Below are 22,333 nucleotides of genomic sequence, written 5' to 3' on the forward strand. Positions count from 1 at the left end.
AAAAAAGAAGTTGTCGATAATTTATACATTCCAAAACTATCATATTTCTTTTGTTAGATAAATATTTAACAAGAATGTTCCTGAATAAAAGTTAGCTACTAATAAAAAATAGATTCATTCTTGTATAATAGATTTATTTTCTGTTCAGCAAGACTATCAATTCTTATCCCGATAAAATTTTCAAGGTAATAGCATGATACACCATCGTCATCACCTTCCTCCCCAATATTTCTAATTAATATTTGGTCTTCTGTAATATCTTGTAAAAATCCAATCACATAATCATCTTCATTTAGAAAGAATGTACATAACTTATCAGTTTCTTTCAACATATTCAAATGAGGCATCAACTCTTTTCCTTCTTTCCATATAGTTACACAACTATTAGGATTAAATGTTCCACTATTTTCATATGTAAATTGTAATCTTTTTTAATATCTATCATCATATTCAAGATGAAGCACATCAGTTATTTGAATAACAGTATTTCCAATAAGCATTCCATATTCATCAATTTCATTAATTGTAAAATCTGATTTATTAAGTTCAACAATATACCCAATTATTGTTTGTCCCCAATCTAATTTATTCGTCCTTATACCAATTAATGACTTTTCATCAACCGCTTTATTTAACAACTTCTGCATCATAATATTATTATTTTAGTTCCTTCTCTGAGCTTTCTCTTGCTAACCTCATTTATCCCATTCTGAGATAGGAAACAGTCAGGTAGCAACTCTTATTTTTTAGAGTTTATGTAAGATTTTCCAAAATACTAAGTAATACATAATAAGTTATTACTTTACCCGATGCAATTAGAACAACGAATCCAAGAATAAAGAAATAAATTCTTCTTTGAAAAAAATTCTTTCGTCCATAGATTTAATATCATAAACATATCGGGATAAACTCTTTTCGGAAATAGCAACTATATGTCTATCCAAGAATTGGAAGACCTTTTGCTGATAAGTTTCCGAAATATCTTTATTGGAAATTATCTGTATTGTAAAATGCTCTTTGGGTTCAACACATTTCACAAATACACTAAATATCGACTGCGAAAAACTTGCTACATTACCATCCAATGCTAAATCATACAAACTAAAATCGCCTTTTCTTTTATAGAAGTAGCTTTTTGCTTTTATGGAATCTGACAATCCTGCAAGATCATCTTTTTCAATCCAAAGCCAGATTACATCATCACTTTCATTATACAGCTTATAACTAATGCTACAAACATTACTATTTTTACTGTTGTCAACGCCATAAAATGATTTTCTTTTTTGGACAACAAGTCCATTAGTTAAAACAGATTGAGCGTTGCAAATAAGAGACCCGAAAAGGGCTGTAAATATTATAACAATTTCTTTTACATTCATTGATTAACTCTATTTTGGGAGTTACAAAACATATTTTTGATTTTATATCTTCAACTTATCTCTGAAACAAAGTTACCGATTACAGCATATGCATTTTATTTAATATTTGGATCAAATTTTATTGTTGAATAACTGTGTTTGGGCAAAAACAATGTATCTGGTCGATAATTTTTATATATGCTACTATCTTCACATATTTTAAAATAAATCGACCTATAAATATAAAGTATCGAGCCATTTTTTTGAACCCAACCTTTATAATCCACAATACTATCAACCCCTCTTTTTACAATTTTTTTTTGATAGATTGAATCTTGATGATGAGATGTAACATATAATTCTTCGAGACCGCATTTTATAAATATTATTTTTCCTTTAAATTCAAAAAACAATAATGGAGTCTTATCATGATCAAAATGCTCAAATGCCGGTCCAATCAGAAAATCATTATTCAATAACTCATCTGAATCATCTGCTACTAGTTTTCTTGGGCTTCGAGATAAAACAAAGCTATCATATTGAGAATATTTATTTATACATTCTTCGATAATTGAGCGTATATCATCTCGTAGTTTTATAGATGTGTTGACTTTTAAAGTCATAGAATTGTCAGTAGTTAAACCTGATTTTATTGATTTATAATATGATAAAAAAAGTATAGCAACAAGAAGAATCGTTATTATTATATTTATACATTTCATAAACTTTCATATTTTTCTTATTAAATAAATATTTAATCATGATGTTCCTAGAGAAGAGTTGACTACTAATAAAAAATAGATTTATTCTTGTATAATAGATTTATTTTCTGTTCAGCAAGACTATCAATTCTTATCCCGATAAAATTTTCAAGATAATAACACGATACACCATCGTCATCACCTTCCTCCCCTACGTTCCTAATTAATATTTGGTCTTCTGTAATATCTTGTAAAAATCCAATCACATAATCATCTTCATTTAGAAAGAATGTACATAACTTATCAGTCTCTTTCAACATATTCAAATGAGGCATCAACTCATTTCCTTCTTTCCATATAGTTACACAACTATTAGGATTAAATGTGCCACTATTTTCAAATGTAAATTGTAAGCGTTTTTGATATCTATCATTATATTCAAGATGAAGCACATCAATCATTTGAATGACAGTATTTCCAATAAGCATTCCATATTCATCAATTTCATTAATTGTAAAATCTGATTCATTAAGTTCAACAATATACCCAATTATTGTTTGTCCCCAATCTAATTTATTCGTTCTAATACCAATTAATGATTTTTCATCAATCGCTTTATTTAATAATTTCTGCATCATAATATCATTATTTTGTTCATTCCATTAGCTTTCTCTTACTAACCTCATTTATCCTATTCTTAGACAGGAAACATTAAGGTAGCAACTTCCATTTTTTAAAGCTTATATAATTACATCCGTAGACGTCAATAATTCTAGCTACATTTTATAAAAACACCCTTGCCGGTCTTGTTGATACCATGTCTTCTTATAATAAGTATATGATTCATTTTCTAAATCAATTTTATAAATATCATTGTTTGATTTAATGAACTTATTATTAATACATATCGTCGTACCTCTTTCAATTACCTCACCATTATCTATTTGTCGCACCAACACCATCCCAATCGGTTTTGCTTAAGCAATTTTTTCTATCGTTATTAATAGGATCATAATCAACAATTTTAATTAGAATCCATATTCCGTTAAGCCTTTTAAAATAGTATCTCCTATCCACAGAAGTAAATCCTTTCCATCGAAAGACCATTTCGTCGGTTTCTCTAAATTTACAATCAAAGTTGTCATAAAAAATAGTAAATACATCTGTACATTCTTCAAGTGAAAAATATAAAATGTCATATTTATATTTTTCTTTCTTTATTTCTGTTACTACCTCCTTATCATTATCCCAGTCCCAAGAGACATATTGCAACGGGAAAGAAATTCTGCTTACTTGGAAAACTGAATCGGAGGCGAATTTATTTAAGAAAGAGTCAAATTTTTCATTTTGGGAATTAGCCCAAATCGGATAAAGTATGAATATTAAAAAAGAGATTGCTCTTATATTCCCAATTAGGTTATGAAACAACATTTTGATTATTTTTTTCATGTATACAAGATATAGATTTCAACCATTTGTGTGACAAAGCAAATGTAAACAATTATATTAACTAATAAAATTGTTCTATACAAGATTTACCCAAATGCATTGCTTTATACCTTTTTATTTAATACATGGGTGGCACAGGTGGCACTAAAAAAGGGTGTTTTACAGTTTCAGAAAATGAAAAATGAAAATTCTTCTAAAATACTTATTTTCAAATATGATTTTCTGGAAACACAAAAGGCTTGTTTTTAGTGCACCATGTACACCAGGCTATTATATACAATCTTGATATTCAGACCATTACATCACCACAATAATGGTGCAGAGGAAATAATAGATCCGGCAATATCGCAAAAAAGGGTCTTAATTGGATGGTTCCCGACAATAAAAGCGGATAAAAACAGCATACGACTGCCTATTGCGGTGCTTTGAATTGTTTCAACCAGACAGTTGACCTGTATAAATGCAGCACGCTGTTGTCTGTTGTGGTGTATTTTTCGGTGGGACATGCCGATTGATGGATATGATAACAACACACCACTCCTCTGTTACGGTAACTGTACCCGGCAAATCTGATTATGGGGTTGCCCAAGCAAGGCCTCTGGTTCACCTGCCACGTTGGGAGTACGGCAAATCTGATTATGTGTTGCCCCAGTACACTTATCCTTTGTTCATGGAGAACTAACCAAAACAACAGAAAAAACTAACCAAAACAACGGCAAGAGTTAGCCCAATCTTGTACATATTTCACCTCAATCTTGTACATGTTTGGGGTTAATCTTGTACATGATTACCCCCTAATCTTGTACATGATTGGGGTAATTGATGGTGTTGGCAGGGTTAATTCACTGCCTGGTTTCCCTAATAGCTGGTTTTGGGTTGATTACTGTTGCTCTAAACTCTGTAATGGGTTGACTAATTAACCCTTAATCCTGATCCGGGTTGTCTCAACACCTATAATACAGATAACCAGCCACATATTACTATAAGGATATTGTCCAGGGTGGAGAGGGTGGAGAGAAAACAAAGGTTTTTCGGTTTCAAAAAATGAAATCTGAAAATTATTCAAAAAAGATTTTTTTCAAATATGAAATTCTGAAACCGAAAAAGAGACTATTTTACTCCACCCTCTCAACCCCGGTTTTGTGAACGACCTTATATTGGGGTATTTCTTTGTCTTGTAAACAATTTTAGTGTCAGTAGTGTCAGTAAAAATAAGGTTTATCCGGTCTCAGAAAATGAAAAATGAAAATTCTTCTAAAAGATTTTTTTTGGAATTACGATTTACAGAGCGAGAAAAAGAATGTTTCCTCTGCCACACTGCCACTAAAATTCTTTACACACTGTTTAATCGTGCTCCTTTGTGTTTGTTTTACTAGGAATCATACCATACCAACACATTGATTATCTTATAATTAAAAGAAATAAAGGTGAAATAAAAACAGTTATGACAATGGAAAACAAAAACGGGTTAGTTCTCTTAAACAAAGGAGGCACAAGGAGAAAATATCATAAAATATCTGTTTTACTTATTTTTTTTGTTTTAGTTGTAACAATATCCGGTCGGGTTACGTCTAATTAATGTATTTACGTTGATAGCGCTTCAATTGAATCAAGTAATCACATAAAATTTATAGTTATGAAAAAGTATTTCTTGTGTCTCTCACTGTTTTTAATAGCTCAATGGAGCTTGGGACAGAACGTTAAGCAGTTGTTTGCGGAATTCTCAAAAACTGAGAATGCCGAATGTGTAAATCTCAATAACCTGGAAACTTCATTCCTGAAGCCGTTTGTAAAAAGCAACGATATTCCAGGACTGAAGAATATGAAAGCCGTGCAGGTAATCGACCTGAGCAATTGCCCTGAAGAAGTAAAACAGAGGTTTGCCGAAAAAGTTAAATCACTGAATGACAAAGAGTATGAGACGATGGTCAGCTCGAATGAAAACGGGGAAAAAGTTAGGGTACTGGTAAAAATCAAAAAGGAAGAAATAAGCGAACTGGTGGTGATAACTACCGGCGACGATGCATCACTTGTGAAGATTAAAGGAAGTTTTAAACAATCGGATTTGGCTAAATATACAACAAATCAGTAATATGAATGCCGAAAGCTTCAAAAGGATGTATCTTCCTTTTCACCAGAAACTATACAGGGTGGCCTACAGACTAATGGGTAACTCCTGTGATGCGGAAGATATGGTGCAAGAAGCGTATCTGAAACTATGGAATATGCGGGACGATCTTGTTGATATAAGAAATCCGGAGTCTTTTTCTGTAATCGTTCTAAAAAATATTTGTTTTGATTATCTTCGCTCAACGCGAAATGAAACAGAAAAGGAGGATTTACAAAATATAAGCAAGCCCAATGAGACTTCACTGATTAATGAGATAGAAATGAAAGACCAGTTGAACTGTGTAAAGCAAATTATTACCCGGCTGCCAAACAAACAGCAGGAAGTAATGAAGCTAAGACATCTGAACGACTGCTCCATAGAGGAGATAGAAAGGATAACCGGACTTAATGCCATTAATATAAGAGTCTTAATCTCAAGAGCCAGAAAAACGATACGCGAACAATTTAATATATAGCAAGAATGATGAAAATCTTTGAAATAGAAAAATTGATAGCCGATTTTTATGAAGGAAAGACTTCGGTTGAACAGGAAAAAGAACTGAAACTTTTTTTTGAGACCCAGGATGTGCCGCCTCATTTGATGGCTGAGAAAAGAGTGTTTCTAGAGATGTTCTTTGATGATAATGAGATTGAAATACCTCCACATCTAGAACAAAAACTCAGTAACCAGATTGATTCGTGGGCGGAAAAAGAAAACAGAACAAAACTGCATCAGTCAAGAAGAATAAAAAGCTGGTACTTCATAAGCGGTATTGCAGCAAGTGTTTGCCTGATTCTGGGTATTGCTCTTTATCGGCCCGACAAACAGGAAAAAACCGTGCTAACAGACACCTATACCAATCCGCAGGATGCTTATAGGGAAACACAAAAGGCGTTACTACTGGTTTCAAACAACCTGAATAAAGGGATGAACCAAATGGAACATGCCGAAAAGGATGTGAAAAAAGTAAATGCTATTATTAACAAACAACTTTACCAATAACAGATATGAAATTTAAACAACTAATATTAATCATTCTGATGTTTTGGACAGGGATGGCTTCCGCCCAAAATAAATTTACTCAGAAATTTTCCGATATGGATGGCGTAACATCCGTATTCATATCAAAGGCCATGCTTCAGATGATGCCGAACATGAAAACAGAAGGCATAGACATTGGTTCTATTGCAGGAAAACTGGAATCGATTCTTATACTGACAACGGAAAAGGCATCTATCTCGAAGATGATGAAAAGTGAACTGCCCCGACTTGCATTCAGCAAAAGTTATGAGGAGCTGATGCGGGTAAAAGATGAAGGTACAAATGTAACCTTTTACATTAAAAAGAAGAATAACAATAAAGTAAGTGAACTGATTATGCTGGTGGATGAGCAACCTGAGTTTGTATACATGCAAATTACCGGAGATATGACCCTGCAGGACATTCAGAATATTACCAAAGGGAAAAAATAAGACTGGAAGAAAATGCATGAAACCAGGAATTAAGTTTCTGGAGTTGAATACATACTCTTGTTTACAGACAAATGTAATAATAAACAGTAAGAGGGTGAAATACAATGCGATTTCACCCTCTTACCGTTTAAATAACTATTTTGAACTATTTTTTCTCTGTTAACTCATAAACATGATGTAAACCAGCGAAGTAATAGCAATAAATATCCAGACCAGAACTCCCTGAACCATGGGGCGGAAACCGACACTTTTCAATACATCTCTTGAAAGAGAGGCACCGATAAAGAAGAGCGTCAGGGTCAAACCTTTACGTGCCAGCCAAACCATACCGGTTGTAAGGGGGGCAGGCAGTGTAAAGAATGTATTGACAAGCATGGCAAGAATGAAGAAGAAGATAAACCAAGGGGTATACATCTTTTCGGATTTGCTCTTAAAGATAAATGAGGTAACAATGGATACTGGTATAATCCACAAAGCACGTGTCAGCTTCACCGTAGTGGCAACCTGCAACGCCTCTTGTCCGTATGCAGAACCTGCACCAACTACCGAACTGGTATCGTGAATGGCAATTGCCGACCACAAACCAAACTGATGCTGGGTAAGTCCGAACAGGTGTCCCAAAACCGGAAAAAGAAAAAGAGCAATGGCATTCAGGATAAAGACGGTACCCATTGATACTGAAATTTGACCATCATTTGCCTTGATTACGGGTGCTACCGCTGCAATGGCACTTCCACCACAAATAGCTGTTCCCGAACTGATAAGATAACCTGTTTTTTTATCCACTCGAAGGCGTCTTGCCATAAATGTACCAATCAGCAAGGTCCCTGCTACTGAGATAATGGTGAACATCATACCATCTTTTCCTGAAGCTAAAGCCTGATGCAGATTCATTCCGAATCCCAGACCTACTACAGAAAACTGCAAAAGATATTTCGACATTTTTTTATTAAACCCGGGGTAAGCCTTCCCACAAATAAGGGCGAATATCAAACCGGTAAGCAGAGAAACCGGAGGGGTTACAAATGGTAAGAGACAAAATACAAGTAATACCAGATAGATAATCTTATTGTTATCCTTCAAAAACTTTACGAGTGCATCCATATTTTATTATTCCTTTTAAATTGCAGTGCAAAGGTAAAGCATCTGCCTGAATGATGCCAATCGTTTATTGTTATGCCTTATAACGTTTTGTTATAATGATTGGCAAATTGCATGAACACCTGTGAGAGCCCTCCCTCCTCACCCTGGAGACGGGCAAACGAGAATTCTCTTTGCATTTCCAACTCTTTAACCTCAATCACCTTAAAGAGTCCGGCCGTAAGTTCACGTGAAATGGAACGTATGGAAACAACTCCCATACAGTCGGTATGTTCAAGAAAAAGTTTGATGCTTTCTGTGCTACCTAAATACATGCGCACATTGAGGTCGGATAATTTTATGTTATGAGCAGACAAAGAATTTTCGAGCACATCCAGCGTACCCGAACCTCTTTCACGTAACACCAGAGGTGTTTTGCAAAACTCTTCCACCGATATTTCATCCAGCTTCACTAGTTTGCTGTGACTATGCACCACAGCCACCAGTTCATCTTTCAGGAAAGAGGTGTACTTCAGGTTCGGAAGTCGAAGAGTTCCTTCAACCAGTCCCAGGTCTATACGGTGCTCCTGAAGGGCATTCTCCACATCACGGGAATTTCCATTGAACAGAGAAAGGGAAACCTGTGGAAACTTCTCGATAAACCGCGCCAGAACGGGAGGCAGTACATATTGCGAAATTGTGGTGCTGGCACCGAGCCTCAGCCCACCGGAGTATTCGTTGTGAAGCAAATGCATTTCATAATCCAGCTGCTTATAATCATCCAGAATACGTTCGGCATGTTCCAACAAAAGCTCGCCGGCAGTAGTGAGACTGATTTTATTCCCGAGCCGTTCAAAAAGTCGGGTCTTATAAAGGCTTTCCAGTTCCTGAATATGCTTGGTTATGGCAGGCTGAGTTATAAAAAGCTCCTGCGAAGCCTTGGTAAAACTCAGGTTTCGTGCCACACTTAAAAACACCTTCAATCTGAAATCGGACATAGAACCGGAATAATATTATTAAACTACTGCAATTCGTCACCCCGGATACCCAAAGAGTGCATCAACGGATAAGCTAGAATTTCGCATCGGAAACTAACTTCCTCTTGCGGTTCGCTCATTCGGAACTGAATCACCTCTTTCTCTTTTACCTCCTTTAAGATAGAAAGCACCTCGCTTTCATACTCCTCATTGAAAGAGAGCACGACAATCCTTTTGGTTCCTTCGGCATCTTTAACCACTTTAAGCGATTCGAGAAAAAGCTCTTCACGGGTGGCCATTCCTTCGGGCTGGAACGTATTGAAACTGAACTCGCCAAACTCGTTATTGAATGCCACACCATTAAGTTCCTTAGCCAGGTCCGATGGCTGTGCATGTTTCAACTGCGCCGATTCATCATCATAAATAAAGAATACCTGAATATCGTTCTTGCCTTCTGTAATTCCTGCATCGAGAGCAAGGTAAGTAAACAGGTGGGATAGATCGATATCCTGCAGCTTTCTACTCAACATTCTTTCAAAATTCTTTTTCAGGTCTTCGGTCACGAAGTTCAGAAACGCCGCGTCAATCAACATCACCGTCTCAGCCATTTTAATTTTTTCTTCCATGTAATTGCTTTATTTCGGGGATAAAGATACGAATTTATATCCATGCGGAAGTGGATGGAAAGATATTTTATGCAAACTAGGAATCTGATTCGGAAAGCTTCAGGAGCAATAGAAAACTGGATTGCCTATTAATATCAGAAGATTTGAAAAATCGGTCATAATTTCAGATTAAAGGAGAATTAAGATGCCAAAATGTCATAATTATACAACTTTTGTTCTGAAAACAGGAACAAATGTGGCTTGGCAAATCTTTTGGTGCTTATAAAGTGTTAGACAATTACAGTATTAAGAAAACAAGAAAACATAAATATATGAATTTCAACAATTTCACTATCAAATCACAGGAAGCGGTACAAGAGGCCGTGAACCTGGCGCAGAGCCGCGGACAACAGGCCATTGAAACAGAACATCTGCTTCACGGGGTGATGAAGGTTGGCGAAAATGTAACCAATTTTATATTCCAGAAGCTGGGAATAAACGGGCAGCAGATTGCAATGGTGCTCGACAAACAGATTGATTCTTTTCCCAAGGTATCGGGCGGAGAACCTTACCTGGGAAGGGAAGCTAATGAAGTGCTACAAAAAGCCACGCAGTATTCTAAAGAGATGGGCGACGAGTTTGCATCTCTAGAACACCTGTTACTGGCTTTGCTTACAGTGAAAAGTACGGTTTCGAATATACTGAAGGATGCCGGAATGAACGAAAAAGATTTAAGGGCAGCCATTACAGAGTTGCGGAAGGGAGAAAAGGTTACTTCGCAAACCAGCGAAGATACCTATCAATCGCTTAATAAATATGCAATCAACCTGAACGAAAGGGCACGAAGCGGTAAACTAGACCCTGTGATTGGCCGTGACGAAGAAATCAGAAGGGTGCTGCAAATTCTTAGCCGGCGTACCAAAAACAATCCGATTTTGATTGGTGAACCGGGAACGGGTAAAACCGCCATTGTGGAAGGTCTTGCGCACCGTATCCTGCGGGGAGATGTACCCGAGAACCTGAAAAATAAACAGGTGTACTCGCTGGATATGGGTGCATTGGTGGCAGGTGCTAAATACAAAGGGGAATTTGAGGAGAGACTGAAATCGGTAATCAACGAAGTGATTAAGTCGGAAGGGGACATCATCCTCTTCATTGACGAAATACATACCCTAGTGGGAGCCGGAAAGGGAGAAGGCGCCATGGATGCGGCCAACATCCTGAAACCAGCTTTGGCTCGTGGAGAACTACGCTCAATTGGTGCAACGACATTCAACGAATATCAGAAATATTTTGAAAAGGACAAGGCGTTGGAACGCCGTTTCCAGGTAGTTCAGGTAGACGAACCGGATGTACTGAGCACCATCTCCATTCTCCGGGGACTGAAAGAACGGTACGAAAACCATCACAAGGTGCGCATCAAAGACAATGCAATTATTGCTGCCGTGGAACTCTCCAACCGTTACATCACCGACCGGTTCCTTCCGGATAAGGCCATCGACCTGATGGATGAAGCGGCCGCCAAGCTACGAATGGAGGTAGATTCGGTTCCGGAAGAGCTGGATGAAATAAGCCGGAAAATAAAACAGCTGGAAATTGAACGCGAAGCCATCAAACGGGAAAAGGATGAAGAGAAACTGAAACTGCTAAGCAAGGAGATTGCTGAGCTGAAAGAACAGGAGAACTCCTTCAAGGCAAAATGGCAAAGCGAAAAGGCGTTGGTGAACAAGATTCAGCAGAATAAAATTGAAATTGAAAACCTCAAGTTCGAAGCCGATAAAGCCGAGCGGGAAGGAAACTACGGACTGGTAGCCGAGATAAGATATGGAAAGCTGCAGGCGCTGAATGCAGAGATTGAGCAGACTCAGAAGGAGCTGCACAACCTGCAGAACGGAAATGCGATGATTAAGGAGGAGGTGGATGCCGAGGATATTGCCGATGTGGTATCACGGTGGACTGGTATCCCGGTTAAGAAAATGATGAAGAGCGAAGCGGATAAACTGCTGTTCCTGGAAAAGGAACTCCACGAACGGGTAATTGGACAGGACGAAGCAATAGAGGCGGTTGCAGATGCCGTACGTAGAAGCCGCGCCGGACTGCAGGACCCGAAACGCCCGATAGGTAGTTTCATCTTTCTGGGAACAACCGGCGTAGGTAAAACCGAGTTGGCAAAAGCTCTGGCGGAATTCCTCTTTGACGATGAAGCGATGATGACACGTATCGACATGAGCGAATATCAGGAGAAGCATTCCGTATCACGATTGGTAGGTGCGCCTCCGGGATATGTGGGTTACGATGAAGGTGGTCAACTTACCGAAGCCATCCGCCACAAGCCTTATTCGGTAGTGCTGTTCGACGAGATTGAGAAAGCGCACCCCGATGTATTCAACATACTGCTGCAGGTGTTGGATGATGGACGGCTGACCGACAATAAAGGCCGGGTGGTAAACTTCAAGAATACGATTATCATTATGACCTCCAACATGGGAAGTTCGTATATACAAAGTCAGTTTGAACGGATGAACAGTCGGAATCGGGAGGAACTGATTGAGGAAACCAAGAAAGAGGTGATGGCGATGTTGAAGAAAAACATTCGTCCGGAGTTTCTGAATCGTATTGACGAAACCATCATGTTCTTACCGCTATCGGAAAAGGAGATTATGGAAATTGTGAAGCTGCAAATAAAAGGGGTACAAAAGATGCTGATCGAAAACGGAGTGACAATGGAGATGACCGAAGCGGCAACTCAGTTTATTGCGACCGCCGGCTATGATCCGGAATTCGGAGCCCGCCCGGTGAAGCGGGCCATCCAACGCTACCTGCTGAACGATTTGTCCAGAAAGCTTTTGGCTCAGGAAGTAGACCGTACAAAACCTATTATAGTAGATACTATGGGAGAAGGATTAGTTTTCAGGAATTAAGGTATCAGGATTTATCAGGATAACAAAAGCACAGCGAAAATGATGAAAATCAAATTTGCTGTGCTTTATTATTTTCAGGAAAATGGATTAAATCATATCCTCTCCGGTCTTTGGAACTGCAACCTTCAGCGTCTTGTGGAACGGAGTAAAGCGTGCAATCACCATGATTACAATGGACGCCATCAGCATGTATCCAACTATCTGCTTAATGCTCACCATAGTTGATTGTATTTGAACGGCGTTGTATAGCGTTTGTGTGGCCAGCTGTTGCGCTTCAGCCAAAGGATGTCCCTGCGCCAGGGCACTGTTCAGGCTTTGTGAATATGAGGAAGCTGCCATCGGATTCTGCATATCAACTCCTTGCGAAAGAATCATCTGGTTATTTTGCTGAAAGCGGTAAAGCATATTACTGAAAAAAGAACTTCCGATTGCCGGAGATAATACCCCACGTATGGTAATCATGAAGAAAGCATTGAATAGGGTAAACTGCGGAAGCAAATCTTCGGCTGCATACGTACCAAAAGCGATGAAAAGAATCATGGTTCCCATCCCTCGAAGCACCATCGGTAAATAAAAAAACTCATAGGTACCATTCGGGGTAAGCCCAAAATAAAGAACCGCAAAATATCCGGTAAAGCAGGCCATCCCCCAGAAAATAAGTACCCGGAATTTCCATATCTGCGCATTAAAATGCCAGTAACAAAAGGCTGCCGAAAGAATAAACCCGGGAAACAGCCAAATGGTAAGTGCATTGGAATGCACACTGTCAAGTTTCAGGATAGTGGTTGTAAATTGACTGATCAATATTCCCGAACTATTGAATATGGAGACAAGCGCCATAAAGAAATAGGCAACATAAGGCTTGTGTCCCGAAAGCACATCCAGATTCAGATAAGGATTTTCAATTCTACGCTGTCTTCTAAAAAAAGTCCAACCCAATATGGGGATGGAAATGGTACCAGCAAGTATGGTGGAATCGTCGAACCAATCTTTTGTTTTGCCGTAAGTAACCACATAGATGATGGTCAGCAACAACGCAGAAATAATCAGTACACTTACCCAGTCAATCTCCTTAAACGGTATAACGATCTGTCTCTTTCCATAACGAAAACAAATAAGAACCAGTATTATAGCCAGCAACAGCAGCCCGATGATCAGGTAATACATGTATTGCCATTGATAGTGATAAGCTAATGCCGCAGTCACAATCATAGACATCTGATTCAGGACGAAAACAATCGGATAAAAGAATGAATAAAATTCTGATCGTCTATCATGCTTGGAGAAAAGCGGCTTTAATATTTTTACAATTTCAATAATGATAAAACCACGCAGAAAGCCAATCATAAAACCACAGACGGTAATTAATTGGATATGTGATGTGCGTGCACAGACAAAAGCTAATAGGGTCTGTAAACAAAGATTGCAAAGCACAATTGTTTTGGTGGTTGTAATGGCCCTCACTTTCGAATAAAGCGGATACCCGGCTACCATCCCTGCCGTAGTGGCAAAGAAAGCCATGGAGATATCTTCTGTCAGCACCCCTAGAGAGCCGGAAATATCGATACTTGACCCGGTGTAGGTACCATTCAGCATCATCGTGGGAATCATAATAATAAAAGTGATGACGATGCCCACCCAGTAAGGTATCCCCTTTCGCAAGGGGATATTATGTCTTTTACCCATTATTCTTGTGATTACTTTTTAATCTTAGCTTCAGTCTCCACCATCATACCCACACGCAGCTGTTCTTTTTCTTCGGGAGTAATATTAACCAGATCGATGCGAACCGGAATTCGTTGCTGTATTTTCACAAAATTGCCGGCACTATTATCCGTTGGTAACAAAGAATATTTAGAACCGGTAGCTTCACTAATAGCGGTAACCTTTCCCTGGAGAACTTTTCCTTTGAGAGCATCTACTTTTATATGTACCTCCTGCCCCACGTAAATATTGGCAATCTGGGTTTCTTTATAGTTCGCAGTAATCCATTTATCATTATTGCGGATAATATTCGACACTGTTTGTCCGGCCTGGATTAATTGTCCATTTTCCAAGGTTCTTCTTCCCATATATCCATCATATGGAGCTGTTACGACCGTATATGACAGGTTCAGTTTTGCCATTTCCAATTCCGCTCTCTTTCTCAGAATCACAGCCGATGCACTCTTAGTTTTCTTGCCAGCTTCATTCGACTGGGATTCGACAGACTTTTTCTGGCTTTTTAATGATTCATAACGGGCTCTCATTGCATCCAGGTCGCTTTTCACCTGCTCATATTGTTGACCGGTTACCGCGTCCTCTTTCAAAAGTGCCGCATAACGCTTTTCATCCTGCTCCAATTTCCATAAACGAGCTTTTGTCTCTGCTATGTTGGCATCCGAGACATTGATGTTGCTTCGGGTGGTATTTACATTCGACTGTAATGCATCGGCTGATGCTTCAGCATCAATCAGCGCTGCCTGAGCATCCATTAATTTAATCCGAAATTCTCTGTCATCCAGAATCAGCAGCGTATCTCCAGCTTTTACATATTGATGTTCTGTAAAGCGCACTTCCTTGATATAGCCGCCCACACGAACACTCACAGGGGTAATATACTGATCGACAACTGCGTCATTGGTTATTTCATAAATAGTGTAGCGCCAGAAATAATGAACAGCCCAACCAATTATTCCAATTGCCAATGAAATACAAATTGTATTCATAATTATATTACGCATCAAACGCTGTTTCAGCTTCATTAAATTGTGCTGATGTGATTTCTTTTCTTTGAGCTTCTTTTCTTCCATCTTTATCCTTTCATCTATAAGTTGCCACTTGCACGCAGCAGTTGATAATAAGTAAACAGAACATTTGCTTTTGCTGTTGTAAGCTGCATTTCCGCTTCCAGTTTTACACCACTGGCATCCAGCAAATCTGTCAGAATAGCCAGGCGGTTCTTATATTTATTATATACAATCCGATAATTTTCATTAGCCTGTTTCACAGATAAGTTGAGTACCTCTACCTTGTCCACCGCCTCCTGATGTCTAATATAGGCGCTCTTTATCCCTGTGCGGATATTTTGCTCCTGTTGTTCCCGTTGCAGCTGGCTCAAAGTTACTGAATGCTTCGCTGCACTCGCTTTTTTCTTATTCTGGTATAATGCGGAAAGTTTATAGGAAAAAACCAGAGAGACATTCCAGTTATTGAGATACATATCCTGAACGGGAGAAGTACTGGTAACCGGCCGTGCCAGGGTATTGGCTGCCCTCATTGAGAGAGAAGGAAGGTAGTCGGCACGTACCAACTCTTCGTTTTTACGTGCAAGCTTGATTCCGTTTTCTGCCATTTGCAATTCGGGATACTGACTATAGGCTTGCAGTACATACTCTTCGTATGAGGCTAAAGACAACGGATTTTCCAGAAAATTACTGTCTGGCTTCAAGATCCACTCTTCATTCAACCCCAAAGCAATATTCAGTTGCTGTGAACTGATGCGGATATTATCTTCAACTTCCCGCAAAGTCAACTGATAGTTTGTGAGCAGCAGTTCACTCCGGATAAGATCATTTCCCGTGACCATTCCCTGCTTTTTCATCTGTTGAATATCATTCAGTCTTTTTTGTGCTTCACCTATATTCTGAATCATTACCTCTTGCTGTCTATACAACCTGAATAGATCCAAATAACGACCCATTAATATCAATTTTAGTTCGGCAATATCTTTGTGGGCAACTAACTGAGCCAACTCTTTCTGCAAAGAGGCTTTCTCTATAGAACGCTTGATTTTACCTCCACGATACAATGGCTGTACAACCTCTAGATTATAATTCTGGCTCCAATCTGGGTAATAGGGATGAACCGCATCCGTCAACCCCTCTCTGAACAAGGTTGGATCGCCAACATATCCACCTGTTAAACCTACCGTAATATCTGGTAAAAAACCTGTTTTGGCAATTGATAATTCATCGGAAGCAATGTGTTCGCTGACTCTGTCAGACTTGACTTTCAGACTGTTTTCAATCCCAAATCTGAATAGCTCATCAACACCCAATAAATGAGTTTCCTGTGCCTGTATACCTACTGCGCTCAGTAATAACAGACTTACAGCTATCCATTTATTCAATACTCTTAAATTCATAATCGAGTTTTTGTAAAAATATAATATTATCCTGTACATCTTTTAAGTCAATATTCTCTGCAACAAAGGCATAGATTTCATTGAGCAATGGTTCCATCTTCTTTTGTAAAATGCGTCCTTGCTCCGTCACTGTGATAAGTTTATTTCGTCGGTCGCTTGAATCTTCTTGCCGGACGACAAGACCTCTTTTTTCGAGGTTGTTTATCAGATAAGTCAGACTGGCTTTATCCTTGAATGTTTTATCGGCCAGTTCTTGTTGGTTTACTCTTTCTTGCTTCCACAAGCAAGACATGATTTGCAGCATCTCGTATGTGATATCCACATTGTTTTTCCGCATACTCCTTTGCATTGCCAGTTTAAAGGAAGCTCTCGTTTGCAAGATTGCACGCATGAATTCTTGCACGGATTCTATTTTCGTCATACCTTCTATTAAAAACGATGCAAAAGTAGCAATAATTGGCCATAAAAGTTAAAGGTTTAACTAATAAAATGGATCAAATTAGAAATATTTAAAAGAAGTCTTTCAGGTATATATTGCGATTAAGCAATAAATACAATTCGAAAACATAATAAAAATCATCACAGATGTTAGGTTCATGAACAACTGGAAGGTTACTCCATCGAATAACACTTATAAAGCGGAAATAAAGACACAAAAATGATTGTCAGTGATTTGAGTAAGGTAGTCAGAAAAAATAAAAAGGAGGATAACACTAAATAGTTACCCTCCTTTTGATTATAATACATCAGAGTCTTACTCGGCTTCAGTCTCTGCACTCTCCTCAGCTTCAAAATTTGTAATACCGCAAGAAACAAGGATATTATACCAGGAGATCAATTTCTTAATATCGGTTACATAAACACGGTCGCGATCAAAATCGGGCAGGATTTCAGCAAAATATGCACGCAACTGATCTGCAGTAGACTTCTTCGCATCAATAGAAGCCAAACCGCCATTTTCTTTCTTCAGAACAGAAGCAAGGACTTCTTTTAATGGCACTTCAGCATCATTTGTATACATTGCAATATCAGCCAAAGAAATCACTTTTTCATTTCCATAAGCCGGAAAACGTTTCTTATCTTCTGCCAGTGATTCTACAATCAGCATATTTTTTCCCTGAGAAATCAATTTATACAAACCGGGCTTACCCGAAATAGACAAAATAGTCTTTAACATAGTACACTAATTTTATATTTTATTAATTGCAGAGCAAAAATAACATTCAACATTGAAACATACAACGTAATGCCGATAAAAAGCGTTTCTTTAAACAAATATTAGGAAACTTGCTAAAATGAAGCAGAGTTCATTAACGTTATTAGCTGAGGAATGACAGGGGTTATATCGTCATTGACAATCACAAAATCGGCCATTTTTCTTTTTGCTTCATCATCCATCTGACTTTGGATACGATTCCTTATTTGTTCTTCAGAAAGAGTAAAATCCCTTCTGAGCAAGCGCTTCAATCGCAGTTCCAATGGAGCATGAACCATAACAACGATGTCGACTGCATCTGTAAATCCGGCTTCAATAAGTATAGCCGATTCTATGGCTACAAATGGACAATGCTGGTTCTGTGAAACCCAGTTTATAAAATCCTCCTTCACTTTTGGATGAATAATCCCGTTCACAATGCTGGCATGTTGCGGATCGGAGAAAAGATAAGCAGCCAGCAGAGGCTTGTTCAACACGCCGTATGCAAACACCTCCTCTCCTAACAAAGAGATTAGTTTTTGTCGGATTTCAGCATCAGTAGACGTTATCCGCTTTGCTTCATCGTCAGCAATATAAACAGGGACACCCATCACTTTTAAAAGATGGGCAACCACGGATTTCCCGCTGCCAATACCACCGGTTATACCAATCTTAGTTGTCATATAAAGGAATCGATTCTATAAGAAAATCAACCTGGTCGGGGATTATTCGCACATAGCTCACACCGGCCGGAACTGATTTCAGCTTTAATTTGTATTTATCCGAGCCAAGTTGCATCAGCTCATCATAAGAGATATCAAAAACAAAATCCTGAGGACGAATGGAACTGAACCGACTTAACCCTACCTGAAAAGAGACTTTTACTTTTGATGGAAAGGTGCGTAATGATTTATTTGATGGAAAACCGATTCCTTGTAATGGTACTTCCAATGTCTTTTCAGTATAGATATCTACAGGGAGAGTAAGCCCAACAACGTTAGGAATAAATTTCACTCCTTTTATTGGAGCCAGAAATACTCTTCGATAAACTGTGTCAGACACTCCATCCAGCAATACAATCTGTGTATTAACAAATTTGACAGAATTTAAAATAGACTGAGGAGCAAAAGCCAGCACTGAATCAGGCGTAAAGATGGTATCGGTCAGAAAATACTGCCGAGCTGTATTAACCCTTCCTATCAGGTGCACCGGAACTTTCTTGGCACCGCCTATAGAATAAATGTATTCGATAACCTCGGGTTTGATACTTATTAGTTTCGTCGAGGCGTTAAGCTGAGCCTGCACTCTCTTTTCAATCTCGCGAGCCTGAATCTGAACGTGATTCCCGCGGTTCTGATAATCCGTAAAGTTTAGACTTATCGGATGAAAATCATGTCCGAGAAAATAGCCCAGCAGTGAAGTTCCTTTATCTTTAACAATGATATGCAAATCAGAAGCCGGTTCGTCAGTAATAACAGCTCCGTTGGGTATATTGCGGAGTTTTAAAGGAATTGTTAATTCGACTTCAAAATCGTTTTTTAGTGTTTGAAGTAACCAAAAGCCAGACGATAGCAGAAAGAAAAACAGAAAGATCAGAACCTCCTTGCTTTTATCACTGAGCAGGAAGCTTCTGATCTTTCTGTAAATCTTTAAATAAATAAGCTTTATGTTCCTTTTACCGAACATTCTATTTATTATTTTGACTCTGCCTGACTAGCATCAGATGCAGCAGCAAAAATAGAATTTTTGTCGATTTTTATGCGCACATTGTCTGCAATTTCCAGAACAATATAATCATCTTTCACTTCTTTGATTTTTCCGTGAATACCTCCAGCAGTAATAACTTTCTGACCAACTTCAAGACCTTTGCGGAAGTTCTGAATTTCTTTCTGCTTTTTATTCTGTGGACGAATCATGAAGAAATAAATAATAGCAAACATTGCCACCATCATAAGAATGGTTCCACCTCCACCACTCAAAAAGCCGCCTCCCGCTGCGGGAGCCTGTAATAATACAAATAAGTTCATAAAATATTTTTTATAGTTTTCTAATCAATGAAAAGCAAATATATTAATTTTTAGTTAGTTTCCCATCTTTTTTTAATTGATTAACAATTCCGTCAAGCGTTCCATTGATAAAACTGCCACTCTTTGAGGTACTGTAGAGTTTTGCGATTTCAACATATTCATTCAAAGAAACACTGATTGGTATATTCGGGAAGCTAAGAATTTCGGCCAAGGCAATCTGCATAATAATCACATCCATGAAAGCTACGCGATCCAAATCCCAGTTCTTGGTATTTTCACTGATCAAATGACGGTAATAATCTTCGTTCAATATAGAACGACGGAATAATCTGCGAGCAAACTCCTGATCTTCTTCATCCTTAAATTCAGGCAATAGCTTTTGACTTGCTCCTTGTTTTTCCTCAAACTTCTTGATTGTTTTAATAACAAAGGTATCAACTATCTCTTTGTCATCATTCCAATATAAACTCTGATCTTCCAGGATCTGATCCAAAGATTCATTATTCATGATGAAGCTTTTGTAGATCTTCCGCCAAAGTTCACGGTCTTCAGAATATGAAGACTCTTCTGATTTCATGTAATCTTTGTAAATATCAGAATTGAAAATCTTATCAAAAAGATCTTTAATAAACTCTGGATCGTTGCCCCATGTTCTTTTTTGATTTGAAGAAAACTCGGTAAGCTGCTTATTGACTTCCAGTTGGGCGATAAATTTATTTTTCACAAATTTCATACTTGGAGCCAAGTCTTCCTGAGAAGGAACTAGTTTGTTTTTTGCCGCATCAATGCGTTTATGGGCAAAATTCGTCAATTCTATCATCAACAACAGCAGATAGTTGTAGAGATCGTAGGCTTTTGAAAGGCTAAAGAATAGCTCTTTTTCAGCTGTGTCTAAGTTTTTATTACCATTTTGATAGTAAGCGTACACAATCTGAACAATCTTAAGACGAATAAGAACTCTGTTAATCATAACTTTTTTCAATACATTAATTCAACATGCAAAAATAGACATTTTAGCAACTTCACACAAACAAATTACATTTTTTAATGTATAAAACAATCATTAAAATTTAAAATTTGGATTTCAAGATAAGTTTCTTGCAGAATCTTTTGACTATTAAAAAAAAATAGTCAATTTTGGGGCCGATAAAAAAACTGAGATAATTTAGCTGATATGGAAGAATTCAAAAAGAAGAGTGCAGTTGATACAAACGATAAAGAAATCGTTTTCTCTAAATCTATCAAAGCTGGTAAACGCATCTATTATTTAGATGTAAAGAAGAACCGAAAAGATGAAATGTTTATTGCAATTACCGAAAGTAAGAAAATCATTTCCGGAGAAGGTGACGACTCCCAGGTTTCTTTTGAAAAGCATAAAATCTTCCTCTATAAGGAAGACTTCGAAAAATTCATGACTGGCCTAACCCAAGCTATTTCTTTTATCAATGGAGAACAAGGTACTATTTCTGTTGAGAATAAAATAGAAGATGAGAAGGAAAAGGAAATCAAGTCAGAAGAAATAATTCCAGAAGAAATTAAGATTGATATCGATTTTGAATAAAAATATCAATCACTGCATTTATTTATCTTGATCAATTCTTTGTAATATAAAAAAGAAAGCGTACTTTTGCACCGCTTTTTACTGCATCGTGTGATAATACCACATCGTGTGATGGTGAATTAAGCACAATAACTTAATTTAGAGTAACACAAAAAATTTAAAAAAATGAAATCATTTGAAATCAGCGGATCTTTAAGAAACGAGTTCGGCAAAAAAGGTTCAAAAGCAATCCGTAAAACAGACAGCGTTCCTTGCGTTCTTTACGGACAAGGTGAAGTAGTTCACTTTACAGTAACTAACGATTCTCTTCGTAACCTGGTATATTCACCAGATATCTATCTTGTAAACTTAGATATCGATGGCAAAAAAGTAAAGGCTATCATGAAAGATATCCAGTTCCACCCAGTAAAAGACAATATCCTTCACGTTGACTTTTATCAGATTGACGAAGCTAAACCAATCGTTATGGAGGTTCCAGTATCTCTTGAAGGTTTGGCAGAAGGTGTGAAAGCCGGTGGTAAGCTGACTCTTCAGTTACGCAAACTGAAAGTTAAAGCTTTATTCAACAACATCCCTGAAAAGTTGGTTATCAACGTTTCTAAATTAGGTTTGGGTAAAACTATTCAGGTAGGACAACTTTCATTCGAAAACCTTGAATTATTGACTGCTAAAGAAGCTGTTGTATGCGCTGTTAAGTTGACTCGTGTAGCAAGAGGTCTTGCTGCTGCAGCTAACAAATAATAATTGTTGA

General features: G+C 37.9%; 26 protein-coding genes. 8 read left to right on the forward strand and 18 right to left on the reverse strand.

Annotated features, from left to right (window positions below):
• Positions 1–98: 98 nt before the first annotated feature.
• From ABWU87_RS07215 to ABWU87_RS07240, 6 genes are all read right to left on the reverse strand, one after another.
• Positions 99–332 (reverse strand): hypothetical protein, encoded by a 234-nt coding sequence (locus ABWU87_RS07215; protein WP_353334312.1) that lies wholly within the window; start codon positions 330–332, stop codon positions 99–101.
• Positions 333–431: 99 nt separating this feature from the next.
• Positions 432–650, reverse strand: coding sequence for a hypothetical protein (locus ABWU87_RS07220; RefSeq protein ID WP_353334313.1), 219 nt, complete (start codon positions 648–650; stop codon positions 432–434).
• Positions 651–815: 165 nt separating this feature from the next.
• Positions 816–1,379 (reverse strand): hypothetical protein, encoded by a 564-nt coding sequence (locus ABWU87_RS07225; RefSeq protein WP_353334314.1) that lies wholly within the window; start codon positions 1,377–1,379, stop codon positions 816–818.
• 95 nt (positions 1,380–1,474) lie between these two features.
• Positions 1,475–2,080, reverse strand: a complete 606-nt coding sequence (locus tag ABWU87_RS07230) for a hypothetical protein (protein ID WP_353334315.1) — start codon at positions 2,078–2,080, stop codon at positions 1,475–1,477.
• A gap of 65 nt (positions 2,081–2,145) precedes the next feature.
• Positions 2,146–2,697: a hypothetical protein gene (locus ABWU87_RS07235; RefSeq protein WP_353334316.1), complete on the reverse strand. Its 552-nt coding sequence runs from the start codon at positions 2,695–2,697 to the stop codon at positions 2,146–2,148.
• A 298-nt stretch (positions 2,698–2,995) separates the two neighbouring features.
• A complete protein-coding gene (locus tag ABWU87_RS07240; RefSeq protein ID WP_353334317.1) occupies positions 2,996–3,508 on the reverse strand; it encodes a DUF4348 domain-containing protein in 513 nt (170 codons plus the stop codon).
• A gap of 520 nt (positions 3,509–4,028) precedes the next feature.
• Between ABWU87_RS07240 and ABWU87_RS07245 the strand changes: the two genes are divergently transcribed.
• The 5 genes from ABWU87_RS07245 to ABWU87_RS07265 all read left to right on the forward strand — a co-directional run bounded on the left by ABWU87_RS07245 (position 4,029) and on the right by ABWU87_RS07265 (position 7,090).
• Positions 4,029–4,190 carry a hypothetical protein gene (locus ABWU87_RS07245; protein WP_353334318.1) on the forward strand — a complete coding sequence of 54 codons (162 nt, stop codon included), beginning with the start codon at positions 4,029–4,031 and terminating at the stop codon, positions 4,188–4,190.
• A 954-nt stretch (positions 4,191–5,144) separates the two neighbouring features.
• Positions 5,145–5,600: a DUF4252 domain-containing protein gene (locus tag ABWU87_RS07250; RefSeq protein WP_353334319.1), complete on the forward strand. Its 456-nt coding sequence runs from the start codon at positions 5,145–5,147 to the stop codon at positions 5,598–5,600.
• Between the two features lies 1 nt (position 5,601).
• Positions 5,602–6,093 carry an RNA polymerase sigma factor gene (locus ABWU87_RS07255; RefSeq protein ID WP_353334320.1) on the forward strand — a complete coding sequence of 164 codons (492 nt, stop codon included), beginning with the start codon at positions 5,602–5,604 and terminating at the stop codon, positions 6,091–6,093.
• A gap of 5 nt (positions 6,094–6,098) precedes the next feature.
• Positions 6,099–6,620 (forward strand): hypothetical protein, encoded by a 522-nt coding sequence (locus ABWU87_RS07260; protein WP_353334321.1) that lies wholly within the window; start codon positions 6,099–6,101, stop codon positions 6,618–6,620.
• 5 nt (positions 6,621–6,625) lie between these two features.
• Positions 6,626–7,090: a DUF4252 domain-containing protein gene (locus ABWU87_RS07265; protein WP_353334322.1), complete on the forward strand. Its 465-nt coding sequence runs from the start codon at positions 6,626–6,628 to the stop codon at positions 7,088–7,090.
• A gap of 159 nt (positions 7,091–7,249) precedes the next feature.
• Here ABWU87_RS07265 and ABWU87_RS07270 read toward each other — a convergent pair whose 3' ends face one another.
• The 3 genes from ABWU87_RS07270 to ABWU87_RS07280 form a co-directional block, all read right to left on the reverse strand.
• Positions 7,250–8,194: a YeiH family protein gene (locus tag ABWU87_RS07270; RefSeq protein ID WP_353334323.1), complete on the reverse strand. Its 945-nt coding sequence runs from the start codon at positions 8,192–8,194 to the stop codon at positions 7,250–7,252.
• Between the two features lie 77 nt (positions 8,195–8,271).
• Positions 8,272–9,168, reverse strand: coding sequence for a LysR substrate-binding domain-containing protein (locus ABWU87_RS07275; protein WP_353334324.1), 897 nt, complete (start codon positions 9,166–9,168; stop codon positions 8,272–8,274).
• A 23-nt stretch (positions 9,169–9,191) separates the two neighbouring features.
• Entirely contained in the window at positions 9,192–9,773 is a 582-nt protein-coding gene (locus ABWU87_RS07280; RefSeq protein WP_353334325.1) for a DUF6621 family protein, read from the reverse strand.
• A gap of 311 nt (positions 9,774–10,084) precedes the next feature.
• On the opposite strand from ABWU87_RS07280, the gene clpB reads away from it, so the two are divergent.
• Positions 10,085–12,673 (forward strand): ATP-dependent chaperone ClpB, encoded by a 2,589-nt coding sequence (gene clpB, locus ABWU87_RS07285; RefSeq protein ID WP_353334326.1) that lies wholly within the window; start codon positions 10,085–10,087, stop codon positions 12,671–12,673.
• Between the two features lie 87 nt (positions 12,674–12,760).
• Here clpB and ABWU87_RS07290 read toward each other — a convergent pair whose 3' ends face one another.
• The 9 genes from ABWU87_RS07290 to nusB form a co-directional block, all read right to left on the reverse strand.
• Positions 12,761–14,359: an MFS transporter gene (locus ABWU87_RS07290; protein ID WP_353334327.1), complete on the reverse strand. Its 1,599-nt coding sequence runs from the start codon at positions 14,357–14,359 to the stop codon at positions 12,761–12,763.
• An 11-nt stretch (positions 14,360–14,370) separates the two neighbouring features.
• Positions 14,371–15,465, reverse strand: coding sequence for an HlyD family secretion protein (locus ABWU87_RS07295; RefSeq protein WP_353334328.1), 1,095 nt, complete (start codon positions 15,463–15,465; stop codon positions 14,371–14,373).
• 14 nt (positions 15,466–15,479) lie between these two features.
• Positions 15,480–16,799 (reverse strand): TolC family protein, encoded by a 1,320-nt coding sequence (locus ABWU87_RS07300; RefSeq protein ID WP_353334329.1) that lies wholly within the window; start codon positions 16,797–16,799, stop codon positions 15,480–15,482.
• A complete protein-coding gene (locus ABWU87_RS07305; protein WP_353334330.1) occupies positions 16,777–17,220 on the reverse strand; it encodes a MarR family winged helix-turn-helix transcriptional regulator in 444 nt (147 codons plus the stop codon). Before ABWU87_RS07305 ends, ABWU87_RS07300 begins: the two co-directional genes overlap by 23 nt.
• Positions 17,221–17,553: 333 nt before the next feature.
• Positions 17,554–17,976 carry a DUF5606 family protein gene (locus ABWU87_RS07310; protein ID WP_353334331.1) on the reverse strand — a complete coding sequence of 141 codons (423 nt, stop codon included), beginning with the start codon at positions 17,974–17,976 and terminating at the stop codon, positions 17,554–17,556.
• Between the two features lie 113 nt (positions 17,977–18,089).
• The gene (gene coaE, locus ABWU87_RS07315; RefSeq protein WP_353334332.1) at positions 18,090–18,677 is read right to left on the reverse strand and encodes a dephospho-CoA kinase; all 588 of its coding nucleotides are present in this window, start codon (positions 18,675–18,677) and stop codon (positions 18,090–18,092) included.
• On the reverse strand, positions 18,667–19,680 hold the full coding sequence (locus ABWU87_RS07320) for a CdaR family protein (protein ID WP_353334333.1): 1,014 nt from the start codon (positions 19,678–19,680) through the stop codon (positions 18,667–18,669). The genes coaE and ABWU87_RS07320 overlap by 11 nt, the downstream gene beginning before the upstream one ends.
• An 8-nt stretch (positions 19,681–19,688) precedes the next feature.
• Complete coding sequence (gene yajC / locus ABWU87_RS07325) at positions 19,689–20,021, reverse strand: preprotein translocase subunit YajC (protein ID WP_353334334.1); 333 nt, start codon at positions 20,019–20,021, stop codon at positions 19,689–19,691.
• 43 nt (positions 20,022–20,064) lie between these two features.
• Positions 20,065–20,991 carry a transcription antitermination factor NusB gene (gene nusB, locus ABWU87_RS07330; RefSeq protein ID WP_353334335.1) on the reverse strand — a complete coding sequence of 309 codons (927 nt, stop codon included), beginning with the start codon at positions 20,989–20,991 and terminating at the stop codon, positions 20,065–20,067.
• Between the two features lie 204 nt (positions 20,992–21,195).
• On the opposite strand from nusB, the gene ABWU87_RS07335 reads away from it, so the two are divergent.
• Together ABWU87_RS07335 and ABWU87_RS07340 are read left to right on the forward strand one after the other, a co-directional pair.
• Positions 21,196–21,582, forward strand: a complete 387-nt coding sequence (locus tag ABWU87_RS07335) for a DUF3276 family protein (RefSeq protein ID WP_353334336.1) — start codon at positions 21,196–21,198, stop codon at positions 21,580–21,582.
• 165 nt (positions 21,583–21,747) lie between these two features.
• Positions 21,748–22,323: a 50S ribosomal protein L25/general stress protein Ctc gene (locus ABWU87_RS07340; protein WP_353334337.1), complete on the forward strand. Its 576-nt coding sequence runs from the start codon at positions 21,748–21,750 to the stop codon at positions 22,321–22,323.
• Positions 22,324–22,333 lie beyond the last annotated feature (10 nt).

Origin of the sequence: Bacteroides sedimenti, from assembly GCF_040365225.1 — a bacterium.
GTDB lineage: Bacteria > Bacteroidota > Bacteroidia > Bacteroidales > Bacteroidaceae > Bacteroides > Bacteroides sedimenti.

Excerpts from the sequence above, each read along its gene's own strand:
- ABWU87_RS07290 (WP_353334327.1), bottom strand. The coding sequence starts at position 14,359 with ATGGGTAAAAGACATAATATCCCCTTGCGAAAGGGGATACCTTACTGG.
- ABWU87_RS07240 (WP_353334317.1), bottom strand. The coding sequence starts at position 3,508 with ATGAAAAAAATAATCAAAATGTTGTTTCATAACCTAATTGGGAATATA.
- nusB (WP_353334335.1), bottom strand. The coding sequence starts at position 20,991 with ATGATTAACAGAGTTCTTATTCGTCTTAAGATTGTTCAGATTGTGTAC.
- ABWU87_RS07275 (WP_353334324.1), bottom strand. The coding sequence starts at position 9,168 with ATGTCCGATTTCAGATTGAAGGTGTTTTTAAGTGTGGCACGAAACCTG.
- ABWU87_RS07250 (WP_353334319.1), top strand. The coding sequence starts at position 5,145 with ATGAAAAAGTATTTCTTGTGTCTCTCACTGTTTTTAATAGCTCAATGG.
- ABWU87_RS07335 (WP_353334336.1), top strand. The coding sequence starts at position 21,196 with ATGGAAGAATTCAAAAAGAAGAGTGCAGTTGATACAAACGATAAAGAA.
- ABWU87_RS07230 (WP_353334315.1), bottom strand. The coding sequence starts at position 2,080 with ATGAAATGTATAAATATAATAATAACGATTCTTCTTGTTGCTATACTT.
- yajC (WP_353334334.1), bottom strand. The coding sequence starts at position 20,021 with ATGAACTTATTTGTATTATTACAGGCTCCCGCAGCGGGAGGCGGCTTT.
- ABWU87_RS07255 (WP_353334320.1), top strand. The coding sequence starts at position 5,602 with ATGAATGCCGAAAGCTTCAAAAGGATGTATCTTCCTTTTCACCAGAAA.
- ABWU87_RS07295 (WP_353334328.1), bottom strand. The coding sequence starts at position 15,465 with ATGGAAGAAAAGAAGCTCAAAGAAAAGAAATCACATCAGCACAATTTA.
- ABWU87_RS07270 (WP_353334323.1), bottom strand. The coding sequence starts at position 8,194 with ATGGATGCACTCGTAAAGTTTTTGAAGGATAACAATAAGATTATCTAT.
- ABWU87_RS07305 (WP_353334330.1), bottom strand. The coding sequence starts at position 17,220 with ATGACGAAAATAGAATCCGTGCAAGAATTCATGCGTGCAATCTTGCAA.
- ABWU87_RS07225 (WP_353334314.1), bottom strand. The coding sequence starts at position 1,379 with ATGAATGTAAAAGAAATTGTTATAATATTTACAGCCCTTTTCGGGTCT.
- ABWU87_RS07220 (WP_353334313.1), bottom strand. The coding sequence starts at position 650 with ATGATGCAGAAGTTGTTAAATAAAGCGGTTGATGAAAAGTCATTAATT.
- ABWU87_RS07260 (WP_353334321.1), top strand. The coding sequence starts at position 6,099 with ATGATGAAAATCTTTGAAATAGAAAAATTGATAGCCGATTTTTATGAA.
- coaE (WP_353334332.1), bottom strand. The coding sequence starts at position 18,677 with ATGACAACTAAGATTGGTATAACCGGTGGTATTGGCAGCGGGAAATCC.
- ABWU87_RS07300 (WP_353334329.1), bottom strand. The coding sequence starts at position 16,799 with ATGAATTTAAGAGTATTGAATAAATGGATAGCTGTAAGTCTGTTATTA.
- ABWU87_RS07310 (WP_353334331.1), bottom strand. The coding sequence starts at position 17,976 with ATGTTAAAGACTATTTTGTCTATTTCGGGTAAGCCCGGTTTGTATAAA.
- ABWU87_RS07235 (WP_353334316.1), bottom strand. The coding sequence starts at position 2,697 with ATGATGCAGAAATTATTAAATAAAGCGATTGATGAAAAATCATTAATT.
- ABWU87_RS07340 (WP_353334337.1), top strand. The coding sequence starts at position 21,748 with ATGAAATCATTTGAAATCAGCGGATCTTTAAGAAACGAGTTCGGCAAA.
- clpB (WP_353334326.1), top strand. The coding sequence starts at position 10,085 with ATGAATTTCAACAATTTCACTATCAAATCACAGGAAGCGGTACAAGAG.
- ABWU87_RS07265 (WP_353334322.1), top strand. The coding sequence starts at position 6,626 with ATGAAATTTAAACAACTAATATTAATCATTCTGATGTTTTGGACAGGG.
- ABWU87_RS07215 (WP_353334312.1), bottom strand. The coding sequence starts at position 332 with ATGTTGAAAGAAACTGATAAGTTATGTACATTCTTTCTAAATGAAGAT.
- ABWU87_RS07280 (WP_353334325.1), bottom strand. The coding sequence starts at position 9,773 with ATGGAAGAAAAAATTAAAATGGCTGAGACGGTGATGTTGATTGACGCG.
- ABWU87_RS07320 (WP_353334333.1), bottom strand. The coding sequence starts at position 19,680 with ATGTTCGGTAAAAGGAACATAAAGCTTATTTATTTAAAGATTTACAGA.
- ABWU87_RS07245 (WP_353334318.1), top strand. The coding sequence starts at position 4,029 with ATGATAACAACACACCACTCCTCTGTTACGGTAACTGTACCCGGCAAA.